The organism is Pseudaminobacter soli (ex Li et al. 2025), from assembly GCF_003012705.1.
GTDB classification, from domain to species: Bacteria; Pseudomonadota; Alphaproteobacteria; order Rhizobiales; family Rhizobiaceae; genus Pseudaminobacter; species Pseudaminobacter soli.
The window spans coordinates 144,275-168,766 of record NZ_PXYL01000007.1; the positions used below are offsets into that span (position 1 = coordinate 144,275).

24 protein-coding genes and 1 riboswitch are annotated in these 24,492 nt (G+C 63.4%); of the genes, 6 read left to right on the forward strand and 18 right to left on the reverse strand.

Features of this window, described 5'->3' with window-relative positions:
* The first annotated feature begins 93 nt into the window (after positions 1-93).
* A complete protein-coding gene (gene thrS / locus C7I85_RS15635) occupies positions 94-2,076 on the forward strand; it encodes a threonine--tRNA ligase (RefSeq protein WP_106724922.1) in 1,983 nt (660 codons plus the stop codon).
* A gap of 94 nt (positions 2,077-2,170) precedes the next feature.
* Positions 2,171-3,058 (forward strand): 1-acyl-sn-glycerol-3-phosphate acyltransferase, encoded by an 888-nt coding sequence (locus tag C7I85_RS15640; protein WP_106725099.1) that lies wholly within the window; start codon positions 2,171-2,173, stop codon positions 3,056-3,058.
* Positions 3,059-3,064: 6 nt separating this feature from the next.
* On the opposite strand, the gene C7I85_RS15645 is transcribed toward C7I85_RS15640, so the two are convergent.
* A complete protein-coding gene (locus tag C7I85_RS15645; RefSeq protein WP_106724923.1) occupies positions 3,065-4,027 on the reverse strand; it encodes a hypothetical protein in 963 nt (320 codons plus the stop codon).
* A 133-nt stretch (positions 4,028-4,160) separates the two neighbouring features.
* On the opposite strand from C7I85_RS15645, the gene C7I85_RS15650 reads away from it, so the two are divergent.
* Positions 4,161-4,745 carry a nitroreductase family protein gene (locus C7I85_RS15650; protein ID WP_106724924.1) on the forward strand — a complete coding sequence of 195 codons (585 nt, stop codon included), beginning with the start codon at positions 4,161-4,163 and terminating at the stop codon, positions 4,743-4,745.
* A 2-nt stretch (positions 4,746-4,747) separates the two neighbouring features.
* Positions 4,748-5,356 (forward strand): flavin reductase family protein, encoded by a 609-nt coding sequence (locus C7I85_RS15655; RefSeq protein ID WP_106724925.1) that lies wholly within the window; start codon positions 4,748-4,750, stop codon positions 5,354-5,356.
* Here the strand turns inward: C7I85_RS15655 and C7I85_RS15660 are convergent.
* Both C7I85_RS15660 and C7I85_RS15665 read right to left on the reverse strand, forming a co-directional pair.
* The gene (locus C7I85_RS15660) at positions 5,353-6,234 is read right to left on the reverse strand and encodes an HpcH/HpaI aldolase/citrate lyase family protein (protein ID WP_106724926.1); all 882 of its coding nucleotides are present in this window, start codon (positions 6,232-6,234) and stop codon (positions 5,353-5,355) included. The two genes, C7I85_RS15655 and C7I85_RS15660, sit on opposite strands and share 4 nt — an antisense overlap.
* Complete coding sequence (locus C7I85_RS15665) at positions 6,234-6,689, reverse strand: MaoC family dehydratase (protein ID WP_106724927.1); 456 nt, start codon at positions 6,687-6,689, stop codon at positions 6,234-6,236. The genes C7I85_RS15660 and C7I85_RS15665 overlap by 1 nt, the downstream gene beginning before the upstream one ends.
* 148 nt (positions 6,690-6,837) lie before the next feature.
* On the opposite strand from C7I85_RS15665, the gene C7I85_RS15670 reads away from it, so the two are divergent.
* Entirely contained in the window at positions 6,838-7,959 is a 1,122-nt protein-coding gene (locus C7I85_RS15670) for a DUF2336 domain-containing protein (RefSeq protein WP_106724928.1), read from the forward strand.
* Here the strand turns inward: C7I85_RS15670 and C7I85_RS15675 are convergent.
* The 15 genes from C7I85_RS15675 to C7I85_RS15745 all read right to left on the reverse strand — a co-directional run bounded on the left by C7I85_RS15675 (position 7,956) and on the right by C7I85_RS15745 (position 23,918).
* Complete coding sequence (locus tag C7I85_RS15675) at positions 7,956-9,983, reverse strand: FUSC family protein (protein WP_245444965.1); 2,028 nt, start codon at positions 9,981-9,983, stop codon at positions 7,956-7,958. The two genes, C7I85_RS15670 and C7I85_RS15675, sit on opposite strands and share 4 nt — an antisense overlap.
* A gap of 175 nt (positions 9,984-10,158) precedes the next feature.
* Positions 10,159-12,207: a DNA topoisomerase IV subunit B gene (gene parE, locus C7I85_RS15680; protein WP_106724930.1), complete on the reverse strand. Its 2,049-nt coding sequence runs from the start codon at positions 12,205-12,207 to the stop codon at positions 10,159-10,161.
* Between the two features lie 172 nt (positions 12,208-12,379).
* On the reverse strand, positions 12,380-13,027 hold the full coding sequence (locus C7I85_RS15685; RefSeq protein WP_106724931.1) for a YoaK family protein: 648 nt from the start codon (positions 13,025-13,027) through the stop codon (positions 12,380-12,382).
* 51 nt (positions 13,028-13,078) lie between these two features.
* The gene (gene gcvP, locus C7I85_RS15690; RefSeq protein ID WP_106724932.1) at positions 13,079-15,889 is read right to left on the reverse strand and encodes an aminomethyl-transferring glycine dehydrogenase; all 2,811 of its coding nucleotides are present in this window, start codon (positions 15,887-15,889) and stop codon (positions 13,079-13,081) included.
* Positions 15,890-15,905: 16 nt separating this feature from the next.
* Positions 15,906-16,274, reverse strand: coding sequence for a glycine cleavage system protein GcvH (gene gcvH / locus C7I85_RS15695; protein WP_106724933.1), 369 nt, complete (start codon positions 16,272-16,274; stop codon positions 15,906-15,908).
* Positions 16,275-16,281: 7 nt separating this feature from the next.
* Positions 16,282-17,382, reverse strand: coding sequence for a glycine cleavage system aminomethyltransferase GcvT (gene gcvT / locus C7I85_RS15700; protein WP_106724934.1), 1,101 nt, complete (start codon positions 17,380-17,382; stop codon positions 16,282-16,284).
* Between the two features lie 149 nt (positions 17,383-17,531).
* A riboswitch (glycine riboswitch) is annotated at positions 17,532-17,619 on the reverse strand.
* A gap of 134 nt (positions 17,620-17,753) precedes the next feature.
* A complete protein-coding gene (locus C7I85_RS15705) occupies positions 17,754-18,137 on the reverse strand; it encodes a helix-turn-helix domain-containing protein (protein WP_106724935.1) in 384 nt (127 codons plus the stop codon).
* A 182-nt stretch (positions 18,138-18,319) separates the two neighbouring features.
* Complete coding sequence (locus C7I85_RS15710) at positions 18,320-19,111, reverse strand: molybdopterin-dependent oxidoreductase (RefSeq protein WP_106724936.1); 792 nt, start codon at positions 19,109-19,111, stop codon at positions 18,320-18,322.
* A 2-nt stretch (positions 19,112-19,113) separates the two neighbouring features.
* Positions 19,114-19,980, reverse strand: coding sequence for a cytochrome b/b6 domain-containing protein (locus tag C7I85_RS15715; RefSeq protein WP_106724937.1), 867 nt, complete (start codon positions 19,978-19,980; stop codon positions 19,114-19,116).
* A 120-nt stretch (positions 19,981-20,100) separates the two neighbouring features.
* Positions 20,101-20,937, reverse strand: coding sequence for an S-formylglutathione hydrolase (gene fghA / locus C7I85_RS15720; protein ID WP_106724938.1), 837 nt, complete (start codon positions 20,935-20,937; stop codon positions 20,101-20,103).
* The gene (locus C7I85_RS15725) at positions 20,934-21,335 is read right to left on the reverse strand and encodes a type II toxin-antitoxin system VapC family toxin (protein ID WP_106724939.1); all 402 of its coding nucleotides are present in this window, start codon (positions 21,333-21,335) and stop codon (positions 20,934-20,936) included. Before C7I85_RS15725 ends, fghA begins: the two co-directional genes overlap by 4 nt.
* Complete coding sequence (locus C7I85_RS15730; protein ID WP_106724940.1) at positions 21,325-21,579, reverse strand: FitA-like ribbon-helix-helix domain-containing protein; 255 nt, start codon at positions 21,577-21,579, stop codon at positions 21,325-21,327. Before C7I85_RS15730 ends, C7I85_RS15725 begins: the two co-directional genes overlap by 11 nt.
* A gap of 64 nt (positions 21,580-21,643) precedes the next feature.
* On the reverse strand, positions 21,644-22,300 hold the full coding sequence (locus C7I85_RS15735; RefSeq protein WP_106724941.1) for a DUF1345 domain-containing protein: 657 nt from the start codon (positions 22,298-22,300) through the stop codon (positions 21,644-21,646).
* On the reverse strand, positions 22,297-22,776 hold the full coding sequence (locus C7I85_RS15740) for a YaiI/YqxD family protein (RefSeq protein WP_106724942.1): 480 nt from the start codon (positions 22,774-22,776) through the stop codon (positions 22,297-22,299). Before C7I85_RS15740 ends, C7I85_RS15735 begins: the two co-directional genes overlap by 4 nt.
* 14 nt (positions 22,777-22,790) lie before the next feature.
* Positions 22,791-23,918 (reverse strand): S-(hydroxymethyl)glutathione dehydrogenase/class III alcohol dehydrogenase, encoded by a 1,128-nt coding sequence (locus tag C7I85_RS15745; RefSeq protein WP_106724943.1) that lies wholly within the window; start codon positions 23,916-23,918, stop codon positions 22,791-22,793.
* 129 nt (positions 23,919-24,047) lie between these two features.
* On the opposite strand from C7I85_RS15745, the gene C7I85_RS15750 reads away from it, so the two are divergent.
* Complete coding sequence (locus tag C7I85_RS15750; RefSeq protein WP_106724944.1) at positions 24,048-24,482, forward strand: ion channel; 435 nt, start codon at positions 24,048-24,050, stop codon at positions 24,480-24,482.
* The last annotated feature ends 10 nt before the right edge of the window (positions 24,483-24,492 follow it).

A 24,492-nucleotide genomic window follows, 5' to 3' on the forward strand; every position in this document is an offset into this window, starting at 1 on the left:
ACTCGCCCTAAAAGACCGCTCGCCCGCCGGATGCGTGAAATCCGGCATTTCACCACCCGCGCTCGTTTGCGGGACTGGATATGGAGAAGAGCTTTGCTGAATTCTGTTTCCCTTACATTTCCCGATGGTTCCGTCCGCGAATATGAAGCGGCGATGACTGGCATGGGCCTGGCCGAGTCGATTTCCAAGTCGCTCGCCAAGAAGGCGGTTGCCTACAGCATCGATGGCCAACTGCGCGATCTTTCCGACCCGCTCGGCAAGTCCGGCAAGGTCGAGATCGTCACCCGTGACGACCCGCGCGCGCTGGAACTGATCCGTCACGACACCGCTCACGTGCTGGCTGAAGCCGTGCAGGAGCTGTGGCCGGGCACCCAGGTCACCATCGGCCCCGTTATCGATAACGGTTTCTATTACGACTTTGCGCGCAACGAGCCCTTCACGCCGGAAGACCTTCCGGTGATCGAGAAGAAGATGCGCGAGATCATCGCCCGCAACAAACCCTTCACCAAGGAGGTCTGGTCGCGTGAGAAGGCCAAGCAGGTGTTCCGCGACAAGGGCGAGGCCTACAAGGTCGAGCTGATTGACGCGATCCCCGAGGACCAGGACCTCAAGATCTATTCGCAGGGCGAGTGGTTCGACCTCTGCCGCGGCCCGCACATGGCTTCCACCGGCCAGATCGGCAACGCCTTCAAGCTGATGAAGGTGGCCGGCGCCTATTGGCGCGGCGACGCCAACAACCCGATGCTGACCCGCATCTACGGCACGGCCTGGGCCGAACAGGCGCAGCTCGACCAGTATCTCCACATGTTGGAAGAGGCTGAGAAGCGCGACCACCGCCGCCTTGGCCGCGAGATGGACCTGTTCCATTTCCAGGAAGAGGGGCCGGGCGTCGTGTTCTGGCACGCCAAGGGCTGGAAGATGTTCCAGACGCTGGTGAGCTATATGCGCCGCCGCCTCGACGAGCACGGCTACCAGGAAGTCAACGCGCCGCAGGTGCTAGACAAGTCGCTGTGGGAGACCTCGGGTCACTGGGGCTGGTATCGCGACAACATGTTCAAGGTGACGGTCGCCGGCGACGACACTGATGACGAGCGCGTCTTTGCGCTGAAGCCGATGAACTGCCCGGGCCATGTGCAGATCTTCAAGCATGGCTTGAAGTCCTACCGCGATCTGCCGATCAAGCTTGCCGAATTCGGCAATGTGCACCGCTACGAGCCTTCGGGCGCTCTGCACGGTCTGATGCGCGTGCGTGGCTTCACGCAGGACGACGCGCACGTCTTCTGCACCGACGAGCAGATGGCGGCTGAATGCCTGCGCATCAACGACCTGATCCTGTCGGTCTACAAGGACTTCGGCTTCGACGAGATCACCATCAAGCTGTCGACCAGGCCCGACAAGCGCGTCGGTTCCGACGAGCTCTGGGACCGCGCCGAAGCGGTGATGACGAAGGTGCTCGACCAGATCCAGCAGAAGTCGAACAACATCAAGACCGGCATCCTGCCGGGCGAGGGCGCCTTCTACGGGCCGAAGTTCGAATACACGCTGAAGGACGCCATCGGCCGCGAATGGCAGTGCGGCACTACACAGGTCGACTTCAACCTGCCGGAACGCTTCGGCGCCTTCTACATCGGCCCCGATTCGGAAAAGAAGCAGCCGGTGATGATCCACCGCGCCGTTTGCGGCTCGATGGAGCGCTTCCTCGGCATCCTGACCGAGAACTTCGCGGGTCATTTCCCGCTGTGGTTCGCGCCGCTGCAGGTGGTGGTGGCGACGATCACCTCGGATGCCGACGATTACGCTAAGAAGGTCGTGGCCCGGCTGAAGGCGGCGGGCGTCTCGGCTGAAGCGGACCTGCGTAACGAGAAGATCAACTACAAGGTCCGTGAGCACTCGCTGGCCAAGGTTCCGGTCATTCTCGTTTGCGGCAAGCGCGAAGCCGAAGAGGCAACCGTCAACGTTCGCCGGCTCGGCTCGCGCGACCAGCAGTCGATGACGCTCGACGAGGCCGTCGCAACGCTGGCCGACGAGGCCATCGCGCCGGATCTGCGCCGGGCTCGCGAGCAGGCCGTCGCCTGATATCGGCCTTAGCGTAAATCGCTCACAGCCACCTTCACACGCCTGTCATGCAGTTGAGGCAATCAGCTGCATGACAGGCGTTGTGCTTATGGTCATGCTGTTTCCCGAGCTTTCATACGCAAATTCATCTCAGCCGCGCATCAAGCGCTGGTTCATCAGGTCGGTCGAGGGGCTTTCGGGCCGCGACCGCTATGCGCGCCTCTATGGCACCTGGCGCAACGACATCGTGCCGACATGCGACCGGGTGTTCGGGCGCATGCTGGACCTCATCAATGTCAAGGTGCATCACGACGGCGTCTGGCCGCCGGCTGATCTGCCCGGCGGGCCGCTGGTCATCATCGCCAACCATCCGTTCGGCATCGCCGACGGGATTGCGGTGCTGTCGCTGGCCGAACAGCTCGGCCGCCCGTTCCGCGTGCTCATCAATGCCGAGCTGATGAAAATCCCGGAAATGGTGCCTTACTCGCTTCCGGTCGATTTCAACGAGACCAAGGAAGCGCTGAAGAACAACATCGCCGTGCGCCACGAAGCACTGCGCCTGCTGCGCGAGGGCACCACCATCGTGGTGTTTCCCGGCGGCGGCGTTGCCACCGCGCCAAAAGGGCTCGGCAGGGCGGTTGACCTGCCTTGGAAGATATTTCCGGCGCGCTTGGTTCAGGAGGCGAAGGCCTCGGTGATCCCGATGCACTTCTCAGGCCAGAATGGCCGTCTTTTCCACATCGTCAGCGGGCCGATGGGCCTGCTCGAACATGAGGGAAAGGTCGCGCGCTTCGTCGGCCAGCTATCGCTCACCTTGCGGACCTCGCTGTTGATACGAGAATTCGCCCGCATGTCCGGCAAGTCGATACGTGTCCGCATCGGCGACGTGGTTCACTGGCGGGAAGTCGAGCATCTGAGCGATCGCAAAGCCCTGCTCGCATTCCTTTACGGAAAAGTCTTTGGACTGGACCGGGCAAAACGGCACGAGCGGCTGGCCGCCTGAGCGGCTTCAGTCGGCACCGTCGTTCGGATCGGCGGCGCTGGCCTCGTTGGCCATCACTTCGACATCCTGGTTGCGCCCGCCCACCACCGTGAAATCGCGCTGATAGATGCGCTCCTTGTTCTTGGCGACGACTGTATAGTCGCCTTCGGCCAGAACCATGGAGGCAAAGGCGCCGACGCTTTCGCGCACCGGGTCGCCAGAAGTGGTCAGCACCGACCATGAGGTGTCGGCCAGCGCTTCGCCGCCTTCCTCGCGCACCAGCTTCAGCGTCACTTCGGCGGCGTGGTGTTCCACCGTCGCCTCGGTCATCTTGCCGGCCTCGACACGGATGTCGGAGCGGATGACCGCGTTCACGTTCCCGTAGGTCGAGACCACGTGGTAGACGCCGGCATTGAGGCGCACCACCGTATTGGGGCTGACATCGGGAATGATCAGCGGGCGGTCGCCATCGGCGCCCGGCTGGGCCTCATAGATCGAAAAGCGCAGCTTGTTCGGCGGAATGCGTACGCCGCCGGCCAGTGTCGCATCGAGCTTCAGGCCGCCGGCATCCAGCACGACATTCTCGTGCTTTGGTTGCGCGCCGACCGTGATGCGCTTGGTGGCGCCTGCACGACCGAACGAGGCGTGCACGAGGTAGCTGCCGGGCTCCAGGTGGAAAAGGCTGGTGCCGCCCTGCGCGGAAGCGACGAGCGGCAGCTTGCCGTCCGGGCCGGGATCGGGCCGGAAGACACGCCAGATGAGGCCGCGATTTATGTCCGCGCTCTGGTCCGTCAGCTTGGCGGCCAGCGTCACTTCTCCCGCCTGCTGGGCGAGCGGCTTGCCATTGTGAGGCGGCGCGTAGCCGGTGATGTCGGGCAGCTTGAGGTTGCGCAAGGGGTTGCCGTCTTCAGCGAAACTCACCAGCGGCGACAGTGTGAACACTGCGGCACTGGCGATGGTCGCTAAATGTTTGAAGAATCCGGCAAACATGTCTTGTTTGAAGCCGAATGCGGTGGCAATTTCAAGGCACTTTCTGGGCCCTGACCCAGCCGCTCGCAGCCCGAGCCGCCGATGTGTCCTATCGGCCGCGCTTCAGCCAAAAACATCCAGGAGAATATGCATCGTGACGTCACCGATCATTGAATTCATGTTGGCCAGAAGCTCGGCTCCCATTCTGGAGCTGCGCGAGCCGGCGCCGGGCGATGCCGAGATCCGGACCATGCTGACCATCGCCTCGCGCGTGCCCGATCATGGCCGACTCGAGCCGTGGCGCTTCATCGTCTGTCGCGGCGACGCGCGCCATCGCATCGGCGAGCAGCTGGCGGAACTGGCCGAAAGGCGGGAAGGCCCCCTGACCGAAGGGCGCCGCAACCAGGAGCTGACGCGTTTTTCGCGCGCGCCGCTGGTGATCGGCGTGGTCTCCAGCCCCAAGGAGAACCCAAAAATCCCTCAGTGGGAGATGTTCCTGTCCGGCGGCGCGGCGGCCATGAACCTGATCGTTGCGGCCAACGCCCTCGGCTACAAGACCAACTGGATCACCAACTGGTATTCGGACGTGGAAGAGGGACGTCGCATCCTTGGCCTCGCGCCGCATGAGCGCGTCGTCGGCTTTGTCCATATCGGCTCCTTTGACGGCGACGTGCCCGAGCGTCCGCGGCCGGATATCGGCAAGCTCTACTCCGAATATTCCGGGCCCTGGGAGGGCTAACTGTGTTTTACGAGCCGTCCAAGGGGCATGGCCTGCCGCATGATCCATCCAAGGCGATCGTGGCGCCGCGGCCGATCGGCTGGATTTCGTCGATCGGCGCCGATGGTGCGCTGAACCTGGCGCCCTATTCGTTCTTCAATGCCTTCTCCACCAAGCCTTTTCTGGTCTGGTTTTCGTCGGACGGTCACAAGGACAGCGCGACATTTGCTGCCGAGAGCGGCGAATTCGTCGCAAACCTCGTCGGCCGCGACCTGGCGGAGAAGATGAACAGAACGGCGGTGGATTCGCCTCGCGGCGTCAACGAGTTCGACTATGCCGGCCTCGAAATGGTGCCGTCGCAGCTGGTGAAACCGCCGCGCGTGGCCGGCGTTCCGGCCGCGCTCGAATGCAAGGTGACCGAGATCTTTCGGCCGAAGACGCTCGCCGGAGAAGATTCCGGCGCCGTGGTGGTCACGGGCGAGGTGGTGGGCGTGTTCATCGACGAGGCATATCTCGTCGACGGCATGTTCGACATCGTCAAGGCGGGCAATGTCAGCCGCCTCGGCTATATGGACTACTCGGCCATCGAGCAGATTTTTTCCATGCGACGCCCGCGCTGGGAAAAGGATTAACCGGAAACCCCAGCCGCGCGGGCTCGCGCCAGAAGACGCTCGGCGCGGCGTAGATGCGGCCGGTCATACATCTGGCCATCCATGCCCACTACGCCCGGATTGCCGGCGGCCCGAAAAGCTTCGACTACGAGCTTGGCATGGGCGAGGGCTTCGGGCGAGGGCGTAAAGACCTCGTTGATGACCGGTACCTGTGCCGGGTGGATCGCCATCTTGCCGGTAAAGCCGTCGCGCTCGGCCTCCACGCACTCGCGTCGGAAACCGTCCATGTCGCGGAAATTCGGATAGACGGTGTCGATCGCAGCGGTTTCTGCTGCTGCGGCCGCCAATATGGTCATGGCGCGCGCAAGCCGGAAGACGTCGGTATAGACCCCGCGCTCGTCGCGGCTGGCGCGCGCGCCGATTGCCGCCGAAAGGTCCTCTGCGCCCCAGGTCAGGCCGGCCAGCCTCGCGCTCGCGCCAGCATAGCTCGCGCCGGCCAGCACGCCGGCTGCCGTTTCCGTGATGATCGGCAAGATGGCGATGCCGCCGTCGGGCAGCCCGTTTTCCGCCTCATGCACGCGCAGCTTGACCGCGAGTTGCTGGACGTCCGCGCCGCTGTTCGATTTCGGCAGCATGATGCCCGCGGGGCGTGCCGGAATGAGGGCGGCGAGATCATCATCGGTCAGGCCAGTGGAGAGGTCGTTGACGCGGACATAGACGGTCGGCCCTTGCCGTCCCTGACGTGCGCTTAGAAACTCGGCCGCGATCTTGCGCGCATTAGCCTTGTTCTCCGCCGCGACCGAATCCTCGAGATCGACGATCACCACGTCCGCCTCGGACGAAAATCCTTTTTCGAGCTTCTTTTCGGAGTCGCCGGGGACGAACAGTAGCGAGCGCATCAGATCGAAACCGTCTTCTTCTTCATCATCGCCTGGCGCGTGCATTTTGCCACGAGCACGCCGTTCTGATTGAAGGCGCGGTGCTGGAATTCGACGATGCCGCGATCGGGCTTGGACTTCGACTCGCGCACCGAGAGCACTTCAGTCTCCACGCGGATCGTATCGCCATGGAATACGGGATGCGGGAATGTGGTCTCGGTCATGCCAAGATTGGCGATGGTGGTGCCGAGCGTCGTGTCATGGACCGAAATGCCGATCATAAGGCCGAGCGTGAACAGCGAATTGACCAGCGGCTTGCCCCATTCGGTCTTGGAGGCGAAATCGAAATCGATATGTAGCGGCTGCGGGTTGAGCGTCATGACGGAGAACAGCATGTTGTCGCTCTCGGTCACCGTCTTAGTCAGCGTGTGCTGGAAGACCTGACCGACTGAAAATTCTTCCAGATACATGCCCATGCCGAATTTCTCCCTTGGCTGAAGATTTGATAGTTGCTGCCATTGCCTGCCGCAAGCGGGTTAACAATCATGGTGAACGCTTCGTAAACCATTTGTCCCTAGCGTGCTTTCTTGGGTCGGTAACGAGTCCCGGGGCAAAGGGGGCCGCATGATTGTCGCGCATTTCCTGAAATGGATCGATACGGCACGCGTGGCGGAACGCGCGGCGGCTGCCGCTGCACTTGCGCATGCCTATGTGCAGAAGGAATTGCCGTTCGAGGATCGCTGCGCGGCCGAAGCTGCCCTGACCCTGCTGCTCGACGATCCTTCTGCAAAGGTGCGGCTGGCAATGGCCGAGGCGCTTTCCATGAGCCGCCACGCGCCCTTGCAGGTGGTGAGCGCGCTGGCGTCCGACCAGCCAGAGGTGGCGGCTCTGGTGCTCGCCCGATCGCCTTTGCTCACCGATTCCGACCTCATCGACCGCGTTGCAGCAGGATCGGCCGTAACGCAGAAGCTTATTGCCGACCGCCCGGCGGTTTCCATGGCGCTTGCCGCGGCAATCGCCGAAGTGGGTGAGCCGGAGGCTTGTGCCGCGCTTCTCGCCAATAGCGGCGCCGATATCGCCTCGCTCAGCTTCCGGCGCATGGCCGAACGTCATGGCGATCTTGCATTTGTCCGCGAGGCGCTGATTGCCGACCCGCGCCTACCTTCCGATTGCCGCCACATGCTGCTGGTCAAGGTCGGCGAGGCCTTGAAGCGCTCGCCGCTGGTTGCAGCGCTGATCGGCCCGGCGCGTGCCGAGCGTGTGATGCGCGACGCCTGCGTCAGAGCTTCCTTGACGTTGATCGAAGGCACGCGTGCGCAGGAGCATGCGGCGCTGATCGAGCATCTGCGGCTGCGCGGCGACCTGACTGCGAGCTTCCTCATCCGCACCGTCGCTCACGGTAAGGTCGATTTCTTCGGCGCCGCCATGGTGGCGCTGAGCGGCCAGGCGGAAGCCCGGGTGAGGGCGCTGCTGGCCGGTGGCAACGACATGGCGCTTTCGGCCCTCTTCCGCAACGCCGGGCTTTCCGCCGCGACGCATAAGGTGTTGCTCGTTGCGCTAAAAGTCTGGCGCGAGGTAGCCAACGGCAAGCGCGTTGCCGGTGCGCAGGAAGTCAGCTGGCTGATGTTGAAAGAGCTCGGCGAAACCCAGGCCGCAAGCGATCTTGCAGGTCTCCTCAAGTCGATCCACATCGAGGCGCTGCGCGACAATGCCCGCCGCCACGCGCTTGCAATCGCGGCGGCCTAGCGGATCTTTCCGAAGAACACCGGATAATCGTCGAGGGCGGCTGCAATGACGCGCAGCGAAGCGGCTGCCTGAAGCGTCTCCGCATCATCATGGCGGTCGGCCATGGCGGTTGCGTTTTGCCGCGTGGTTTCGGCCAGCGCCGACGTCGATTTCCTGCCCGGCGACGGCAAAAGCACATCGCGCGCAAACTGCTTTAGAAAGCCCGAGACGAAGGCCTTGTCCTCCGCAGTCAGCTTGTCGCTGAGCTGCAGCTTGCGCAGGCGCACGATTTCCACGCCCACCGTCACCGATGCCACGCTGCCGGCCAGCAGTTCCTTGCCGGTTTGGCCGAGCCGCATGGCGTAGGGCAGGAGCTGGTTGATGCGGTCGTAGGCAAGGCTCTCGAAGGCCGAACGGCGCGGAACCCGCTCATGCAGGCAAAGCCGCGCCAGGTCTTCCTGCATAGCCTTGACCAGGCGGGCGGCGAACACATGCGGTCGCGCGGGCAGAACCACCGCAAAGACGCCCATGGCAAGCAGGATACCGATCAGGATCGAAATCGTGCTGTTGAAGAAGGCCTGCGGCGCATAGACCATCTTCTCGTGCGGATTGAGAAAGGCCAGGAAATTGATGGCGAAGGCGGTCGCAACCCCGACGAGTTCCCGGTTGGCCATGCCGAGCGCGCCCACGATCAGAACCGGAACCACGAACAGCGTGAACCAGCCGAAGCCCGGCAGAGCGGGCAGGGCGATCTGCCCCACCATAAAGGAGAACGGGACGGCAAGAAGTGTTCCCTTGAAGAACTCCCACGAAGTTTCGAGCGGGGCAGGCCGGGAGGCAAACAGGCTCGACACCACAGCTACGATGATGGCGACGCCCGCCACGTCGGCCCATCTGGTCGCCATCCAGAAGGAAATGACCAGCGTGGTGGCAAGGGCCGCACGCACGGCATTTCGCAGGGCCGCCTCATGGTCGCGATGCACCACGAGCGCCGGCTGGCGGCGTGGCCGGTTGCTCTTGGCTGCTGCAGCAGCAGGCTCGCGTATGGCGTCGAGGCCGAGCAGGACTTCCTTCAGCGTATCGGCGAACTCGGCTGCCAGCGTCAGCCGAGCCACGGTGCCGACCCGATCGTCGCCTTCCGCCGCCTTCTCGGGTGCGCGGCGCGCCTGCCGGGCGATGGCGTCGAGCCGCGCGATCCATGGCGACGTATCCTCCAGCGCTTCGACGCCCGCGGCGGAAAGATCCACCAGCACCGATTTCAGTTCGTTGCGAACCGGCATCAGCGCCACGTTCTGGGGCGCCGCATGGCCGTGCAGCATGCGCGTGGTGGAAAGTGCGGAGAGGAAGTGACCTAAGGTGCGGCGCACCGGATGGCCATGCGTGGCAAGGCTCGGCGCCTCCAGCCGCGCATAGGCCCGCATTTCCGCCAGCGCCTGGGTTTCGGCGATGAGCTTGCGGTGAAGGGCAGCCATTTTGGCTCTGTCGCCGCCGGCAAAGGCCGCGTGGGTGTAGGTGGCAAGATCGATGATGCTGCGGCTGAGCCGCTGGATGATCGCGTCGCGCGCAAGCTGCGGCAAGATCAGCCGACTGGCAATACCGGCGCAGACGATACCCAGCATGATCTCCGTACAGCGAGCGACGGCAAGCTCGACGGCAAGATGTTGGTGGCCGAACGCCGGCATGGCGATGATCGCGGCTGTATAGCCCGCTAACGCTGCGCCATAAGCCTCCGGATTGCGCAGCAACGAAGCCGCGAAGGTGCAGAGCCCGATCCAGATCGCCAGCACGGCAACGAACAGCCAGGGGCTGCCGCCAACGGCGACGGAGATGGAGACGGCCGCGAGCGCGCCCACGAGCGTGCCGAGCAACCGAAAAAAACCCTTGGCCAGCACCATGCCCGCCACAGGTTGGGAGACGATGAACACCGTCATCATCGCCCACTGGGGCTGCTCCAGCTCCAGCGCATATGCAATGAAGAGCGCAAGCAACCCGGCGGCCGTGGTGCGGATGGCAAAGACCCAGTCCGCACGGGTCGGCCGGATCAAGCTCCTGAGGCTCGCCGGAAATCTTCGCAGGCTCAATGCGAGGTGGCGTCTCGTTGCATCGCCATCCCGCTCCAAGCTCTTGTTTCTGAGCCATGACCTCGTCCGAAAAGTCTGCGACTTTTCGGGATCATGCTCTGGCCTGTTCATGGTCTTGCCTGTCTGGACGTCGCTTCTATCAGATGTCCAGTTCCTGCGCGTACTCGGCGCGATCCTGGATGAAGCGGAAGCGCGCTTCCGGCTTGGTGCCCATCAGCGCTTCGACCGAGGACTTTGTCGTTTCCTCGTCTTCCACGATGTCGACGCGCAGCAGCGTGCGCTTCTTCGGATCCATCGTGGTTTCCTTCAGCTGCGAGGCCATCATCTCGCCCAGGCCCTTGAAGCGGCCGATCTCGATCTTGCCGCGGCCGGTGAACTCGGTGCGCAATAGCTCGTCCTTGTGGGCGTCGTCGCGGGCATAGGCGGTCTTGCCGCCCTGGCTAAGGCGGTAGAGTGGCGGCACGGCCATGTAGAGATGGCCGCCGTGGATGAGCTGCGGCATCTCCTGGTAGAAGAAGGTGATGAGCAGCGAGGCGATGTGCGCGCCGTCCACGTCGGCGTCGGTCATGATGATCACGCGGTCGTAGCGCAGGTCTTCCTCGCGGTACTTCGAGCGCGTGCCGCAACCAAGCGCCTGGATAAGGTCGCCGATCAGCTGGTTGGAAGCCAGCTTGTCGTTGCCGGCGCTGGCGACGTTGAGGATTTTTCCGCGCAGCGGCAAAATTGCCTGCATCGACCGGTCGCGCGCCTGCTTGGCCGAGCCACCTGCCGAGTCACCCTCGACAATGAACAGCTCGGCGCCCGCTGCGGCGTTCTGCGTGCAGTCGGCGAGCTTGCCGGGCAGGCGCAGCTTGCGCACCGCGCTCTTGCGCGACACTTCCTTTTCCTGGCGGCGGCGCAGGCGTTCGTCGGCGCGCGCAATCACCCATTCCAGAAGCTTGGTGGCTTCCTGCGGGTTGTCGGCGAGCCAGTGGTCGAACGGATCGCGCACGGCGGTTTCGACCAGGCGCTGCGCTTCGATCGTCGCCAGCTTGTCCTTGGTCTGGCCGACGAATTCCGGCTCGCGGATGAACACCGACAGCATGCCGGCGGCCGAGATCATCACGTCTTCGCTGGTGATGGCCGCGCCGCGCTTGTTGCCGACCAGTTCGGCATAGGCCTTGAGGCCGCGCGTCAGCACGTTGCGGAAGCCGGTCTCATGCGTGCCGCCATCGCCGGTCGGGATGGTGTTACAGTAGGAATTCAGGAAACCGTCGCCACCAAACCAGGTCACGGCCCATTCCATCGAGCCGTGGCCGCTCTGGCGCTCGCTCTTGCCGGCGAAGATTTCGCGTGTGACCTGCATCTCGCCGTTGAGCGAGGCGGCGAGATAGTCTTTCAGGCCGCCGGGGAAATGCAAGGTCGCCTTGGCCGGCGTCTCGTCCTTCTCCTTGATCAGAAGCGGATCGCAGATCCAGCGAATCTCGACGCCGCCGAACAGATAGGCCTTCGAGCGCGTCATGCGGTAGAGCCGCGCCGGCTCGAACTTGGCGCTCCCGAAAATCTCGGCATCCGGATGGAAGCGAGTCCTGGTGCCGCGGCGATTGTGCACGTCGCCGAGGTGCTCCAGCTCGCCAAGCGGCTTGCCGCGCGAGAAACGCTGCCGGTAAAGTTGCCGGCCGCGCGCCACCTCGACCTCTAGGTGGTCGGAAAGCGCGTTGACCACGGAGACGCCAACGCCATGCAGGCCGCCCGAGGTCTCATAGACCTTGGAGTCGAACTTGCCGCCGGAATGCAGCGTCGTGAGAATGACTTCGAGTGCCGGCTTCTTGAATTTCGGATGCGGGTCGACAGGGATGCCGCGCCCGTTGTCGGTCACGGTCAGGAAGCCGTCAGCGCCGAGCTCCACCTCGATGAACGTGGCGTGTCCAGCCACCGCTTCGTCCATCGAGTTGTCGATGACTTCCGCAAAGAGGTGATGCAGAGCCTTTTCGTCGGTGCCGCCAATATACATGCCGGGCCGCCGGCGTACCGGCTCCAGTCCTTCCAGGACTTCAATGTCGGCTGCGCTATAGCTTTCGCTGCCGTCCTTGGGCTGCTGCTGCGGCGCGCGCTTGGCGGCTGGCTGCGCCTGCGGATTTTCCGCGCGCGCGGTGGGGACCGAAGGCTGCTTGCCGATATTGGCGAAAAGGTCGTTGCTGTCGTCCATAGGGCGTACGGATTTCCAGTGATTCGATTGAATGCGATACTGCCACGCTTTGAGCCGCGCGCGACAGGGTTCCCGTTCCGTTCATAGGGAAATCGCTGGCTTTCTATAGGCGTGAGGCCTGGTAGGCTCAAGAGCTAGAGGCGGAATTCATGTCGGAAAGCCCTCTTGCTCCTCATGCGGCCTTTTCGACGCCGTTGCGGAAGTCGACGACCGTGCCAAGTACGAAAAGCGCAAGCGCCGGAAGCCACAGCCCCTGAAGGCCGACGATCGGATAGCTCAGCGCGCCGCAGATCGCACCGGTCATCAGGCCGAGCCAGAGCAGCAGATATGGCGTCCAAGCCCACCGGTCGCCGCCGGCCAGTGCCGTGCCAAGCCGCTGTCCGAATTTTACGAGTGTTCCGGTCATGTAGGTCACGCCGACGCTGACCTCGCCATCGCGCACGAAGCACGTGTTCATGGCACCCATCGCGATCGGCGTGAGCAGGATGGCGACGCGGTCGAAATCGAGCAAGGCAAGCAGAGCCGCGGCTGCCAGAAGCGCCGCTACGCCGAAAGCCACGTGGTTGCTGTGCATCCAATCGAAGCGATGCCTGAACATGGTGCTCAGCACCACCCCGCCTACAAAAAGGATGATGAGCCCCAAGGGGATCAGCGCGTCCGGCAGGCGGTCAGCCAGCCCGACGCCGAGCCGGGTGGAATTGCCGCTCATGAAGGAGACGAAGAAGCCGCCGAGATGGACGAAGCCCAGCGCATCCACGAAGCCTGCGACAAAAGCCATGGAGGCGGCGATGACACGAAAACGGGTGGAAAGCCTGATCATATAAAAAAAACGGCGGCGATGCGTATCCGCACCGCCGCCGTTCGGATGCGTTTACTCAGCTGCGTTGATGTAGTCCGTCATCGGCGGGCAAGAGCACACCAGATTGCGGTCGCCGCCGACATTGTCAATGCGGGACACGGGCGGCCAGTATTTTGCCGCCGTGTCTGCATTGCCAGCCGGATAGGCGGCCTCAAGTCGCGAGTAGGGATGCTTCCAGTCGCTGGCCAGAGCTTCGGCCGCGGTGTGCGGTGCGTTGACCAGCGGATTGTCCTCCTGCGGCCACACGCCTGCCGCGACCTTCTGCGCCTCGTCGGCAATCGAGATCATCGCCTCGCAGAAGCGGTCGACCTCGTGCTTGGGCTCGGACTCGGTCGGCTCGACCATCAGCGTCCCGGCAACCGGCCACGACATGGTCGGGGCATGGAAGCCGTAGTCGATGAGGCGCTTGGCGACGTCCTCGACGGTGACGCCGGCGCTGTCCTTCAGCACTCGGGTGTCGAGGATGCACTCATGCGCCACGCGGCCGTTGCGACCCTTGAACAGCACCGGGAAGTGCGGCTCGAGCCTTGCGGCGATGTAGTTGGCGCTGAGGATCGCCGTCTCGGTGGCGTGCTTCAGGCCCGACGCACCCATCATGCGGATATACATCCAGGTGATGGGCAGGATCGACGCGCTGCCGAAGGGGGCAGCCGAAACAGCGTGCACCGAGCCTTCCGCGACATGGCCCGGCAGGTAGGGCTTCAGGTGAGCCTTGACGCCGATCGGGCCGACGCCGGGGCCGCCGCCGCCATGCGGGATGCAGAACGTCTTGTGCAGGTTCATGTGGCAGACATCGGCGCCGATGTCGCCCGGACGGGCCAGCCCGACCAGGGCGTTGAGGTTTGCGCCATCGAGGTAGACCTGCCCGCCATTCTCATGGATGACCGCGCAGATGTCGCGGATGCCTTCCTCGAACACACCATGTGTCGAGGGGTAGGTGATCATCAGCGCCGCGAGGTTCTGGGCATGCTCGACTGCCTTGGCCTTCAGGTCCTCGACGTCGACATTGCCGTCCTCGTTGCAGCGCACCACGACCACGGTCATGCCTGCCATGGCGGCGCTGGCAGGGTTGGTGCCGTGCGCCGAGGACGGGATGAGGCAGACGTTGCGGTGATGGTCGCCGCGCGACTGGTGGTAGTGGCGGATTGCCAGGAGGCCAGCATATTCGCCCTGGCTGCCAGCATTCGGCTGCAGCGACACGGCGTCGAAGCCGGTGATCTCCGAAAGCCAGGCGTCCAGGTCGCCGATCATCTCGCGATAGCCGGCCGAGTGGGCGGCGGGCGCGAAGGGATGCAGGTTGGCGACCGACGGCCAGCTCACCGGCATCATTTCGGCGGCGGCATTGAGCTTCATGGTGCAGGAGCCGAGCGGGATCATGGCGCGGTCGAGCGCGAGATCCTTGTCGGCGAGCCGGCGCAGGAAGCGCATCATATCCGTCTCGGAGCGGTTTTCATGGAAAACCGGCTGGGTCAGAAAACCCTTTCCGCGCGGATTGGCCGGCACGGTTACCTTGTCGGTTGCGGCAGGTGTAGCTCCGAACAGAGCCGCGATGGCCACAAGGTCAGCTTCCGTCGAGGTTTCGTCGAAGGTCACGCCAACGCTGTTCTCATCGACAACGCGCAGCAGGCGGCCGTCCTTCTCGGCGACAGCGGCGATTTCCTTCGCCTTGCCCTTCGTGACGACGGTTATCGTGTCGAAGCGGCGAGCGCCCGCCACTTCCACGCCGGCAGTCTTGAGGCCCTGGGCGAACCGCTCGGCCAGCATCTGGACCTGCGAGGCGATCGACTGCAGGCCCTGCGGGCCGTGCCAGATGGCGTAGGAGGCTGCCATGTTGGCCAGCAGCGCCTGCGCGGTGCAGATGTTGGAGGTCGCCTTGTCGCGGCGGATATGCTGCTCGCGGGTCTGAAGCGCCAGGCGATAGCCGGGGCGTCCATCGGCGTCCGTGGACTGACCCACAAGGCGGCCCGGCATGAGGCGGGTCAGCTTGTGGGAGACGGCGCAGTAAGCGGCGTGCGGGCCGCCAAAGCCCATCGGAACGCCGAAGCGCTGCATCGGGCCGACGGCGATATCGGCGCCGAGCTTGGCAGGAGCCTCGGAGATGGTGAGCGCCAGCGGGTCGGCGACGAAGATGACGATCGCGCCGGCAGCCTTGGCCTTCTCGATTGTCGCGGCATGGTCGCCATAGACGCCAAGAGTGTCAGGCCACGAAACGATGAGCGCGGCGGTGTTCTCGCCGATCTCGGTCGCGCCGATGGTCATGCCCAGCGGCTCGGCGCGGGTCTTCACCACGTCGAGTGTCTGCGGGTGCAGTTCACCTGCCAGAACGACCTCGGCGCGCTTTTCGCGGTGATGGCGGAAGGCGATGCCGACGGCCTCGGCCACGGCGGTCGCCTCGTCCAGCAGCGAAGCAGAAGCGACCGGCAGGCCGGTCAGCTCCGTCACCAGCGTCTGGAAGTGGAACAGCAGTTCCAGGCGACCCTGGCTGATTTCCGACTGGTACGGCGTATAGGCCGTGTACCAGGCCGGGTTCTCGAACAGGTTGCGCTGAACGACCGGTGGCACCCGGCACCCGTGATAGCCGGCGCCGATAAAGCTCTTCAGCACCGTGTTCTTCGCCATCTTGGCCGAAAGTTCGGCCAGCGCATCCGCCTCGCTGGCGGGTGCCGGCAGGTTCAGCGCACGGTCAAGCCGGATCGACTTCGGCACGGCCTGGGAGATCAGCGTCTCAAGGGAAGGCACGCCGAGCACGGCCAGCATCGCGCGCGCATCGGCCGTGCTCGGGCCGACATGGCGCGTCTCGAAGGGGTAGGGAGCGGTGGTCATTCAGTCACCTTTGTCCTTATCCAATCAGGGCTTTGTAGCCTGCCTCGTCGAGCAGGCCCGTGAGCTGGCCTTCGTCGGCCAGTTTCATCTTCCACAACCAGCCGTCTCCGGTGGCGGCTGAATTCACCAGCGCCGGGTCGGAAGACAGCGCTTCATTGGCATCGATGATCTCGCCGTCGACCGGCGCATAGACGTCGGACGCCGCCTTGACGGACTCGACGACGACGGCGACGTCGCCCTTGGCCAGCTTGCGGCCCTTCTCGGGCAGTTCCACGAAGACCAGATCGCCGAGCTGCTCCTGCGCATAGTCGGTGATGCCGACAGTCGCTACGCCGCCCTCGACGCGGATCCATTCGTGATCATCGGTAAAATAGGTAGTTGCCATGAGAAATTCATCCTTTGCGGTAGCGATGCTGCGTGAAGGGCATTGGGTGGATATCGACGGGAACCTTCGTGCCACGCACGTCGGCGAAGAGTTTTGTTTCGGCGTTGGCGAGCGGGGCCGAGACGTAGCCCATGGCCACCGGCGAACCGACGGACGGCCCAAAGCCGCCGGAGGTGACGCGGCCGACGGCGTTGCCGGCTTCATCGAAAAGCTGGGCGCCGGCGCGGACCGGCTGACGGCCCTGCGGCTTCAGGCCGACGCGCTTTTCGGACGAACCCCTTTCGAGTGCCGCGCGCAGCGCCTCGGCGCCGACGAACTGACCATCGGCGCGCACGCCTTTGGTGATGGCCCACATCAGCCCGGCGTTCACCGGGTTGATCTCGTCGGTGATGTCCTGACCATGCAGGCAGAGCCCGGCTTCCAGCCGCAGGCTGTCGCGGGCGGCAAGGCCGATCCACATGACGCGCTCGTCGGCGAGCAATGTTTCGAGCAGCTTGCGGGCATCTGCTTCCGGAAGGCCGATCTCAAAACCGTCTTCGCCGGTGTAACCGGAACGGCTCACGAACCAGTCCTTGCGCGGCTCGAAGCCGTGCATGAACACAAGTTCGCCGGTCTCGATGCCGGCGCGCGCGAGCGCAGCCCAGGCATCGGGGCCCTGGATGGCCAGGAAGACACGGTCGAGCGGGTTGATGGTGCAGTTGAAGCCCGCGGCGAGTTCGCGCAGATGCGCCTCGTCGAGCGCGGCATTGCCGGCATTGGCCACGACCATGAAGCGCTCGGCGCCGAGCCGGGTGATGATCAGGTCGTCGATGATGCCGGCCTGTTCGTTGAGCAGGAAGGTGTATTTCGACTGGCGCTCGCCAAGCGCGGCCGCATCGAGTGGGCAGGCCTTGGACAGCAATGCCGCAGCATCCGGGCCGGAGACCTCGATAAGCTTCATATGCGAGATGTCGAACAGGCCGACATGCTCACGCGTGTGCTGGTGCTCGGCCATCACGCCGGCGGGGTAGGTGAGAGGCATCGACCAGCCGGCGAAGGCGCCAAAGCGCGCTCCTGCGGCACGATGCAAGTCGTCGAGAGGAAGAGTTCTGGTGGTGGCGCCCGTCATGACATCTCCAGAGTCGCACGCAAGCGGCCGCTAACGGCGGCCATTCCGTGCCCCTCTGTCTGAAGCCTGAGAGACTCGCGCAACCGGAACTCTGTCGGCGACGCTTACACCTTCGGCGCGGGAGCTAGTCCCGACTTTCCAGAGTGTCTTTCCCGTTGACGGTTCTTTTGCCTGAGAGATTTCGGGCGATTTCCCCTTCGGCGACAGCTTTGTGCTGTTCTCTCCCGCAAACAGGTAGAGTTCGTTTCCAAACCCTAGACGACTCATAGCTAGCCCATGGCCGACACTTTGTCACGTCCCATGCGACGGAAACGCGAATTTGATGTCGGCCGGGCAGGAAATACCTTGAAATTCTGAGCCTGTTCTACCGTTCAGTTTGTGCCCAGGCGATCCATGTCGTTCTGCAGCCGGCGGATGAGATTGCCGGTTTCGGCGTGCAGGTGTCGAAGCTTATCGAGCCGCGAGCCGAGCGCCTCGAGATCATCGCCCTCGTCTTCGGCTTCCACGGGGGCAGCGCCCACGCCGTGAAGCACCCAGGATACGCTGACGCTCAGGAGGCCGCAGAGCGTGTTGAGGCGATGCGCGCCGGGCTGTGAACGGTCGCTCTCCCAAGCCTTGATGGTCGAGGTTTTTACGCCAAGCCGCAAGGCGAGCTGCTTGGCACTCATGCCGCTGACGTCGCGCGCCTTGGAAAGGTGGCCGCCGATGGTGTCGAAGTCCGGGATTTCGTCGTAGATATTCGTGGTGTCGGACACCCGATCTGCCTCCTGTGGTGTGCTTGGATGATGCCGCATCCGGAGTTGTGTGCGGTGCAGCAAGCATGGAGGAGGGGTTCCCCGATGGCAAGTTTACGCCGATAAAATCGTGTAAACGCCTGTCTTTAGGGGAGTTTTCTGATTCCCGGTGCAAGCGGAGCGTACCCGAATCGGGTGTCTCTTCAGATGCCGCCATACCAGTCGTAGCCGCGGTCTTCCCAATAGCCGCCGCGGCCGTCGCCGATATCACCAAAACTGTCGACCAGCTCGATCTTGCTAAGATATTTCGGCATCTTGTAGCCGAGCTGGCGCTCAACCCGCACGCGCAGCGGCGCGCCGTTCTCGACCGGCAGCGGGCCGCCGTTCAGGCCATAGGCGAGGATCGTCTGCGGGTGACGAGCATCGACCATGTCGACCGAGCCGTAATATTTGATCGGGCCGTCCTCATCCTGATCGATGTTGTCGAGGCAATAGAACACCGCATAGCGTGCCTGCGGCTTGACCTTGGCTTCGTCCAGAACCAGCGACAGCGGCACGCCCGTCCATTTGGCGATGCAACTCCAGCCCTCGACGCAGTCGTGACGGGTTATCTGGGTGCGCGAGGGCATGGCCATCAGCTGTTCGCGCGACAGCGACAGCGGATTTTCGACCAGTCCGGTTATCTCCAGCCGCCAGTCGGCGAAATTGTTTGCCAGCAGGCCTTTGTAGGTGTCGTCGTCAGGTGCGGTCGAACCGTTGGGGCGCTGTGGCTGGCGGATGTCGGCCTCCGTGTATTCCTGTGCCAAGGAATTGCGGCCGCCCAGCAGGCGCTGCACGCGATAGGTCAGGTCGTTGGCGCGCTCCAGCACATGGCGCACCTTGTTGTCGGTGTCGGAGACCGAATCGAAGGCATCGCAGCCTGCAAGCGCGATCCCGGAGGCGCCGAGGGCGGCGCCGGTCAGGAAGCGGCGGCGGTTGATGCGAAATCCCGGCATTGTCACGTCTCCTTCTCGCCGGTCGGCGGATCGGTCCGGTACCAGCCGGTGATGATCGAGCGAAGTTCGTTGATCGGGCCGGCAGCCAGCACCATCACGATATGCACGACGAAGAAGAGAACCAGCAGCACCATGACCGTGAAATGGATGGTGCGCGCGGTCTGGCGCCCGCCCAGAATGTCGGTCAGGAACGGGATCACCGAGTCCATGCTCGGCGACATGGCAAGGCCGGTGAGGATCATCAGCGGCAGCAGGATGAACAGCACGATGCCGTACGAAAACTTCTGCAGCGTGTTGTAGCGACCCGTGTGGTGGAAGCGCAGCCGTGCATGATCGGCGATGTCGCGCGGCAGGTGCCTGATATCTTCGCCACGTGGCGCTAGGTCACGGCGTATGTGCCCGTTGATCAGGCTGGCGATCAGCCACAGCAGTAGCGTGATCGACAGAACCCAGGCGAAGAAGAAGTGGATGACGCGACCGGTCGCGAGGTCCTGATAGGAGGGGATCGTCGCCCAGCTGGGAAAGCCACGCGCTTCGCGATCGCTTGCAGGGCCGGAGAGGCCGAACACACCCGTCGTATCGAAACGGTGGCCGAAGACTGTCGTGTAGCCCTTGGGGCCGGCGGGGGTATCCTCGGCTGTGAACCGCAGGACACTGTTGTCGAAGGCGAAGCCCGACTGCTTGCCGATATAGAGAGCGGGGTGCGCGTTGAAGATCTGCAGGCCGCTCAGCAGCAGGAAGAAGATGGCAATCGCCCAAATCCAGTGGGTGAGGCGGGTCCAGGCCGACTGGCGATAGATCACGGTACCGGTCTTTACCGGTGCGGGCTCCGCGTTCGGCTGCACCTCCGTAAACGTCGCGCTTTTCATCTGCCTGGACCTCCCGACGCACGGATTCCCGCCATGTCGTTAGGTGCAATATTACAACAGCCCAGGCAGATGGGCATTCACGGGTTTCGTCGCGGCAATGACAATGTCGCGACTCAGCCGTTACTTGGCAAGTCTTTCGGCGTGCCAGCGCAGGTGGTCGTCCATGAAGGTCGAGATGAAGAAATACGAGTGATCGTAGCCTTCGCGCATGTTCAGCTTAAGCGGGATTCCGGCGGCCTTGCAGGCCTCGTCCAACAGCCAGGGCCGCAGGCCGTCTTCGAGGAAGCCGTCGGCTGATCCCTGGTCGACCAGGAATTCCGGGAAGCGCTTGCCGTCTTCGATCAGGGCGACGGCGTCATAGGCGCGCCATGCGGCTTCGTCGGTGCCGAGGTATTTTTCGAAGGCCGGCCTGGACCAGCCGGCGACCATGGGCCGGGTGATCGGGGCGAAGGCCGAGCAGCTCTTGAAGCGCTCCGGGTCTTTCAGCGCGATGGTCAGCGCGCCGTGGCCGCCCATGGAGTGGCCGAAGATGGCCTGGCGCGTCATGTCGGCGGGGAACTCCTTGGCGATGAGCGCCGGCAACTCCTCGGTGATGTAGGAATACATGCGGTAGTTGGTCGAGAACGGCGCCTGCGTGGCGTCGAGATAGAAACCGGCGCCGCAGCCGAACTGCCAATTATCCTTCTCGTCCGGAACGCTCTCGCCGCGCGGGCTGGTGTCCGGGCAGACCACGATCAGGCCGAACTCGGCGGCGAGGCGACGGTATTCGCCCTTGTCCATCACGTTCTGATGCGTGCAGGTGAGGCCCGACAGATACCAGACGACCGGGCAGGGGCCATCCTTGGCCTGCGGCGGCACGAACACGGCGAAAGTCATGTCGCAGGCGCAGGCCTCGGAAGCGTGGGAGTAGACGCCCTGGACGCCGCCATGGGACTTCGCGGTGGAAATGGTTTTCATGAAATAGGCTCGATCAGTTCGGTTGGTATGTTGAGCGTGCCGGCAAGCGCCGCCAGGCGCCGGTCGGCGGTGATGAGCGTCTCGCGTCTTTCGAGCGCGAGGGCGAGATAGAGGCAGTCGTAGATCTTGTGTCCATTCTTCGCCGCGATCCTGGTCGCGGATGGAAGAAGTTGATGATCAGGAACAAACTGCGAAACGGCGACCTTCAGCGCCTCAATCCCAGCGAGAATGCCATCCAGTGAAATCATGTCGATGCGGGCATATTTGAGCAGCGCATTCGTCGCCTCAACTAGCATCAAATCCGGTGCGGCGCATCGGGCAGAACGCAGTCGGCTTGCGGGTTCGGAGAACGGTGTTTTGACGAGCCAGGAAACAGTAACGCTTGCGTCAACGATCATCGTCTGTTCCGTCCCGCTCGGCGCGCGCTTCTTCCATGATCCTCAAGGCCGTATCGAGGTCTACGGGCTTACTGTCTGCCCGGATCGCGTCGATGGTTGCCCAGGCTTCTTGTGGGGTCATTCCGGCTTCGCGCGCAATCACATCGCGAGCCATTTGCTCCGCCGACTTTCCCTCGGCTCTGGCGCGAGCCTTGAAACTCTCGAGCACATCGTCGGGAATGTTCCTGATGACCATGCTGCCCATGGGCGCCTCCTGGCAAATGATATCACCACGATATCATGCGGAGCCGGTTTCGCAAAACAGGTTCTCAGCCCGCCAGTGACACGACGAGGTTGACCGCGGCTGCGACGATCACCGTGTTGTAGAAGAACGAAATGATCGAATGAACCATCGCAGAGGTGCGCATGGCCGTCTTGGTGATGCCTGTGTCGGCAGTCTGGGCCGTCATGCCGATCACGAGGGCGAAGTAGAGGAAATCCCAGCCGCACGGCCTGCTGGTTCCCGGAAACTCGAGCCCGCCGGCCGGTTTCCTGCTGCGCGTGTCGTCGGATTCGGGGACCTTGTCGCCCTTCCAGTAGAGGTTGGCGTAGTGCAGCGCTGCCATGCAATGGATGGTGAACCATCCGAGCGGCAGCGAAAACATTGCGAATGCAAGCCAGTAGGGATGCGGAATCCGCTTTGCGTTCATCAGCACGAAGAGCGATCCGATCGCAATGCACACCACCGCGAGCGTTACCAGGAAGATGATCCAGACCGGCTCGTCCGCCTGCTGAGCGCGGCGGCTCAGGAAGTCGGGCGTGAGACGCGGCATCTGCCGCAACACCAGAGCGATGTAGGAGATGAAATACGCATTCGCGCCGATCGAATAGGCGAGCGGATGTTTCACCACCAGGGCGATGACGAACGCTATGATCCCGACGGTAGCGCTGACCAGGAAGATCACATGGCGGCCGAAAGGCTTCATTTCATGTCCTCTCCTTTGTGAGCTGCCTCCAGCGCACGCCGCGCCATCTGGTCAAGCGCGCCCAGGAAGCGCGAACGATCCTGGGGGGTGAAGGAGGCGTTGTAGCCTTTGCTTTCGCCGGTCTCACGCAGATGCTGCTTCAGGTCCCGCATGGCGACGGCCATGCCGATCGTCTCGGGCGTGAAGGGCTTTCCGGTCACGCCAAGCACATGAGCGCCGAGCGCCACACTCCGTGCGGCCAATGGAATGTCGGCCGTCACGACGATGTCGTTGGGGCGCGCATGCTCGACGATCCAGTCGTCGGCCGCATCCGCGCCCTTGGAAACCACGACATGGCGCACCATCGGGTCACGCGAGGGGCGCAAGCCCCCGTTGGACACGAAGGTGACCACCAGTCCCAGCCGGTCCGCGACCTTCTCGGCTTCCGCCTTCACCGGGCAGGCGTCGGCATCGACATAGATGATCGGGTCCGGCATGGCGCTGTCTCGGCTTAGTAGACCACCACCGAGCGGATGGACTTGCCTTCGTGCATCAGGTCAAAGCCCTTGTTGATGTCTTCCAACGGCATGGTGTGCGTGATCATCGGATCGATCTGGATCTTGCCTTCCATGTACCAGTCGACGATCTTCGGCACGTCGGTGCGGCCGCGCGCGCCGCCGAAGGCCGTGCCCTTCCAGGTGCGGCCGGTAACGAGCTGGAACGGACGGGTCGAGATCTCCTGGCCGGCGCCGGCCACGCCGATGATGATCGATTCACCCCAGCCGCGATGCGCCGATTCGAGCGCCTGGCGCATGACCTTCACATTGCCCGTGCAGTCGAACGTATAGTCGGCGCCGCCGATCTGGTCGGCTCCGCGCTTGGTCATGTTGACCAGGTAGGGCACGATGTCGCCGTCGACTTCCTTCGGATTGACGAAATGGGTCATGCCGAAGCGCTCGCCCCATTCCTTCTTGTCGTTGTTGAGGTCGACGCCGATGATCATGTCGGCGCCGGCAAGACGCAGGCCCTGGATGACGTTGAGGCCGATGCCGCCGAGACCGAAGACGATGGCGGTCGAGCCGATCTCGACCTTTGCCGTGTTGATGACTGCGCCGATGCCGGTGGTGACGCCGCAGCCGATGTAGCAGATCTTGTCGAAGGGCGCGTCGGGGTTGACCTTGGCCAGCGCGATTTCGGGCAGAACGGTGAAGTTCGAGAAGGTCGAGCAGCCCATATAGTGAAAGATCTTGTCCTTGCCGATCGAGAAGCGGCTGGTGCCGTCGGGCATCAGGCCCTGGCCCTGCGTCGAGCGGATGGCCGTGCACAGGTTCGTCTTGCGGCTGAGGCAAGACGGGCAGGTGCGGCACTCGGGCGTGTAGAGCGGGATGACATGGTCGCCCTTCTTGAGCGAGGTGACGCCCTTGCCGACATCGACCACGACGCCGGCGCCTTCATGGCCCAGAATCGCCGGGAAGATGCCTTCCGGATCGGCACCCGAAAGGGTGAACTCGTCGGTGTGGCAAATGCCGGTCGCCTTGATCTCCACGAGGACTTCGCCCTCGCGCGGCCCTTCCAGGTCGACTTCCATGATCTCCAGCGGCTTTCCGGCTGCCACGGCCACGGCGGCGCGAGTCTTCATCAGGCAATTCCTCCTGGGTAATCGGTCTCAAAATGTCAGTTGCTGGCGCTTTGACGCGCCCTAGCCTGATTAGGCGAAATGTCCCCATTTTGCCATAGCAGGGCCAACTTCTACCCTATAGGTTTATGGATGCTGGCAAATCTCGCACTTGCGACGGTTTTTGACGTCATCACATTTCTGGTCCATGCCGCCGGTCTCATCGCACTCACCCATATGGTTTCGTTCCTTCTGGCCCACCCCGTGTTGAATGGGAAGCAGGGCGAGACGGTCGTGGCCATGGCCTTGCTGGCGGTGGGGCTGTTCATTCTCGTGGGCGTGGAGATTGCGATATGGGCGGCGGGAATGCGCATCGTCGGCGCGTTCCAGGATTTCGACACGGCCTTCTATTTTTCTGCATCCACCTTCGCGACCATCGGCTTCAACGACGTGGCGCCCGCCAAGACATGGCGTCTGCTATCTTCGCTCGAGGGCGTGACCGGCCTTCTGATCGTGGGCTGGACGGCAGCCTATCTGGTCACCTCCGGCGTGCGCTTCGGCCCCTTCGAGCGCGACAAGCATTTTTGACATCCCGCTT

What these genes read in the sequence shown, in the direction of transcription:
- C7I85_RS15665 (WP_106724927.1), bottom strand. Translation starts at nt 6,689, where the DNA reads ATGGGCATGTATCTGGAAGAATTTTCAGTCGGTCAGGTCTTCCAGCAC.
- C7I85_RS15640 (WP_106725099.1), top strand. Translation starts at nt 2,171, where the DNA reads ATGCTGTTTCCCGAGCTTTCATACGCAAATTCATCTCAGCCGCGCATC.
- C7I85_RS15740 (WP_106724942.1), bottom strand. Translation starts at nt 22,776, where the DNA reads ATGCCGGACCCGATCATCTATGTCGATGCCGACGCCTGCCCGGTGAAG.
- gcvP (WP_106724932.1), bottom strand. Translation starts at nt 15,889, where the DNA reads ATGACCACCGCTCCCTACCCCTTCGAGACGCGCCATGTCGGCCCGAGC.
- C7I85_RS15730 (WP_106724940.1), bottom strand. Translation starts at nt 21,579, where the DNA reads ATGGGCAGCATGGTCATCAGGAACATTCCCGACGATGTGCTCGAGAGT.
- parE (WP_106724930.1), bottom strand. Translation starts at nt 12,207, where the DNA reads ATGGACGACAGCAACGACCTTTTCGCCAATATCGGCAAGCAGCCTTCG.
- C7I85_RS15710 (WP_106724936.1), bottom strand. Translation starts at nt 19,111, where the DNA reads ATGCCGGGATTTCGCATCAACCGCCGCCGCTTCCTGACCGGCGCCGCC.
- C7I85_RS15645 (WP_106724923.1), bottom strand. Translation starts at nt 4,027, where the DNA reads ATGTTTGCCGGATTCTTCAAACATTTAGCGACCATCGCCAGTGCCGCA.
- gcvH (WP_106724933.1), bottom strand. Translation starts at nt 16,274, where the DNA reads ATGGCAACTACCTATTTTACCGATGATCACGAATGGATCCGCGTCGAG.
- C7I85_RS15685 (WP_106724931.1), bottom strand. Translation starts at nt 13,027, where the DNA reads ATGATCAGGCTTTCCACCCGTTTTCGTGTCATCGCCGCCTCCATGGCT.
- gcvT (WP_106724934.1), bottom strand. Translation starts at nt 17,382, where the DNA reads ATGACGGGCGCCACCACCAGAACTCTTCCTCTCGACGACTTGCATCGT.
- C7I85_RS15660 (WP_106724926.1), bottom strand. Translation starts at nt 6,234, where the DNA reads ATGCGCTCGCTACTGTTCGTCCCCGGCGACTCCGAAAAGAAGCTCGAA.
- C7I85_RS15670 (WP_106724928.1), top strand. Translation starts at nt 6,838, where the DNA reads ATGATTGTCGCGCATTTCCTGAAATGGATCGATACGGCACGCGTGGCG.
- C7I85_RS15745 (WP_106724943.1), bottom strand. Translation starts at nt 23,918, where the DNA reads ATGAAGACTCGCGCCGCCGTGGCCGTGGCAGCCGGAAAGCCGCTGGAG.
- C7I85_RS15715 (WP_106724937.1), bottom strand. Translation starts at nt 19,980, where the DNA reads ATGAAAAGCGCGACGTTTACGGAGGTGCAGCCGAACGCGGAGCCCGCA.
- fghA (WP_106724938.1), bottom strand. Translation starts at nt 20,937, where the DNA reads ATGAAAACCATTTCCACCGCGAAGTCCCATGGCGGCGTCCAGGGCGTC.
- C7I85_RS15735 (WP_106724941.1), bottom strand. Translation starts at nt 22,300, where the DNA reads ATGAAGCCTTTCGGCCGCCATGTGATCTTCCTGGTCAGCGCTACCGTC.
- C7I85_RS15750 (WP_106724944.1), top strand. Translation starts at nt 24,048, where the DNA reads ATGCTGGCAAATCTCGCACTTGCGACGGTTTTTGACGTCATCACATTT.
- C7I85_RS15725 (WP_106724939.1), bottom strand. Translation starts at nt 21,335, where the DNA reads ATGATCGTTGACGCAAGCGTTACTGTTTCCTGGCTCGTCAAAACACCG.